Origin of the sequence: Streptomyces sp. UH6 (genome assembly GCF_013421635.1) — a bacterium.
Classification (GTDB): Bacteria; Actinomycetota; Actinomycetes; order Streptomycetales; family Streptomycetaceae; genus Streptomyces; species Streptomyces abyssomicinicus.
Window position 1 is genome coordinate 1 of the sequence record NZ_JACADT010000801.1, and the last position, 2,623, is coordinate 2,623.

The following is a 2,623-nucleotide window of genomic DNA, read 5'->3' on the forward strand; positions in this document are numbered from 1 at the left end:
CCGGGCGGGCGGCCGGGGCGCGGAGGTCAGAAGCCCCGCGTCCGCTTCGCCGCCTTGCGGCGCTCCGCGGCCTCACCCGGGAGACGCAGGAAGAGCCGGGAGATCTCCGACCCCAGGTTCACGCCGATGGCGATCGCGATGGCCAGCGCCGCCGCCTGGCTCAGTGAGGCCGCCCCGCGGTCGATGTTGTTCTGGGCGAACCCCAGCAGACCGAAGTACGTGGACGAACCCGGCAGCAGCGGGCCGATCGCCGCCGTGGTGTACGGCAGTGCCGAGGCGAACCGGTAGCGGGAGAGCAGTTGGCCGAAGAGGCCCACCAGCCCCGCCGCCACGGCCGTGGAGGCGACCGGGGAGAGGCCGCCCGCGTAGTGCAGCGCGCCGTACACCACCCAGGCGACGCCGCCGTTCAACGTCACCAGCAGCACCGTCGACCGCTCCTGCTGGAGCAGCACCGCGAAGGTCAGCGACAGCAGCATGGAGGCGAAGATCTGCACCACCGGGCGTTCGGTGACCGCCAGCGACGCGTCCGGGTTGAGCTGGGCGCCGAGCTGCACCCCGAAGTACAGGATGATCAGCACTCCGGTGACGATGCCCACGAAGAAGTACATGACCTCCAGCAGGCGCGCGGCGGCCGTGATGTAGAAGCCCGTCAGGCCGTCCTGGACACCCGCCACCAGGGCCCGCCCGGGCAGCAGCGCGAAGAGACCACCGGTGATCACCGCCGAGGCCCGTACGTCGGCATGGGCGATGGTGAGCGCCACCCCTATCGCGGCCGGCGGCATCGCGGCGACCACGAACTGGTAGAACTCCGGCAGCCCGCGTGCCGCGCAGAGCCACGCCAGCCGGTCGCCGAGCATCGCGCCGGCCGCCGCCGCGAGGAACACCAGCGGGCCACCGCCGACCAGCACGGAGGCCGCGCCGGCCAGCAGGCCGGCCGAAATGGTGAGCACCCAGGTCGGGTACGGGTGCCGGTTGCGCCGTATCTCGCCGAGCCGGTGGTAGGCCTCCTCCAGGGTGACCGGGCTGGCCTCGTCCGTGTCGCTCAGGTCGTCGACCAGCGCGAAGACGGCGGCCAGCCGGGTGTAGTCGGTGCCGCGGCGGCGCACCGTACGGGAGGCGGAGACCGGCGGCTCGACCAGCGAGGGCTGGTAGGAGATGGAGACCATGGTGAAGGTGACGTTGGGCTCCACGCGGTCCAGGCCGTAGGCCCGGCAGACCGCGAACATGGCGCCCTCGACGTCCTCCGAACCCTCGCCGCCCGCCAGCAGCAGCTCACCGATGCGCAGCGCGAGGTCGAGAACGCGCGGCACCGCGGGGCGGGTCTCGTCCTCCTCCCGGTGCACGACCTCCGGCGCGGGGCGGTCCGAGACGGGCATCCGCAGCATGGTCCGCATCCGGTCCTGCCAGGGCACGTCCCGGGTCAGCCGGACGGCGGGGATGCCGGCCGCCGGGGTGAAGGCGGCAGGGGGCAGCGGGTGCTGGCCGGTGGTGGCGGACGGCCGCCGGAACGCGGACCCCTCGGTCCGCTCGGACGGCGGAGGCTCCGGCGGAACCAGGCCTTCCGGGACCGCGAACTCCGAGGTCGTCGACGACTCGTTGTCCACCGGAGGCGGGACCGCGACGACGCCGGGCGGAGGTGCGAAAGCGCTCCTCGCCTCGTCGCTCGGCCTGCGGTCCTCCGCCTCGGTCGTCACCCTTGCTCCCGGCAGTTCATGATCGGTGTGCCGCGTACCCAGGGTAGGCGGCCCTGAACACGGCAGGGCCGCGCCATCCCCGTGGGGTGGCGCGGCCCGTGGCCCGCCCGACGTGTCGGGCGCGGCGGCGGTCAGTGACCGCCCTGCTCCTTGAAGCGCGTGTAGGAGCGCTCGATCTCGGCCTCGGCCTCGGCGCGGCCGACCCAGTCGGCGCCCTCGACGGACTTGCCGGGCTCGAGGTCCTTGTAGACCTCGAAGAAGTGCTGGATCTCCAGGCGGTCGAACTCCGACACGTTCTGGATGTCGCGCAGGTGCTCCACGCGCGGGTCGGACGCGGGGACGCACAGCAGCTTGTCGTCGCCGCCGGCCTCGTCCGTCATCCGGAACATGCCGATCGTGCGGCAGCGGATCAGACAGCCGGGGAAGGTCGGCTCCTCCAGGATGACGAGGGCGTCCAGCGGGTCGCCGTCCTCGCCGAGGGTGTTCTCGACGAAGCCGTAGTCGGCCGGGTACATCGTCGAGGTGAAGAGTCGCCGGTCCAGGCGAATACGACCGGTCTCGTGGTCCACCTCGTACTTGTTGCGCGAACCCTTCGGAATCTCGATCGTGACGTCGAACTCCACCGGTGGCTCCTCCATGATCAGCACATAGTTCTGGTGGTTAAGTGTCCCTTACGCAGGTGCGTGCTGGCGAAAGGGGTGGTCGTTGTGCCGGAGCCGGGGGAACAGCGGCTTGTACGGCCGTCGTTCGCGCGGGCTGCCCGAACGGTGGCGCGCTGGTCGGACCCGGTCGGGCGGTACACGGTCTGCGCCGCCGTCTCCGGGGCCCTGCTGGCCGCCGGGGTGGTGACGGCCGCCGGTCCCTGGGACTCCAGCGGTCAGCGTACGGCCGAGCGGGCCCACGCGGTGGCACTGGGGGGTGAACACCCC

The 2,623-nt window shown here is 72.2% G+C and carries 2 protein-coding genes; both read right to left on the reverse strand.

The genetic code is table 11. The features are described from left to right. Positions 1 to 26: 26 nt before the first annotated feature. Positions 27 to 1,694, reverse strand: a complete 1,668-nt coding sequence (locus tag HW445_RS26025) for a threonine/serine exporter family protein (protein ID WP_308799935.1) — start codon at positions 1,692 to 1,694, stop codon at positions 27 to 29. Between the two features lie 131 nt (positions 1,695 to 1,825). Next, positions 1,826 to 2,317, reverse strand: a complete 492-nt coding sequence (locus tag HW445_RS26030) for an inorganic diphosphatase (RefSeq protein ID WP_151773752.1) — start codon at positions 2,315 to 2,317, stop codon at positions 1,826 to 1,828. Positions 2,318 to 2,623: the final 306 nt, after the last annotated feature.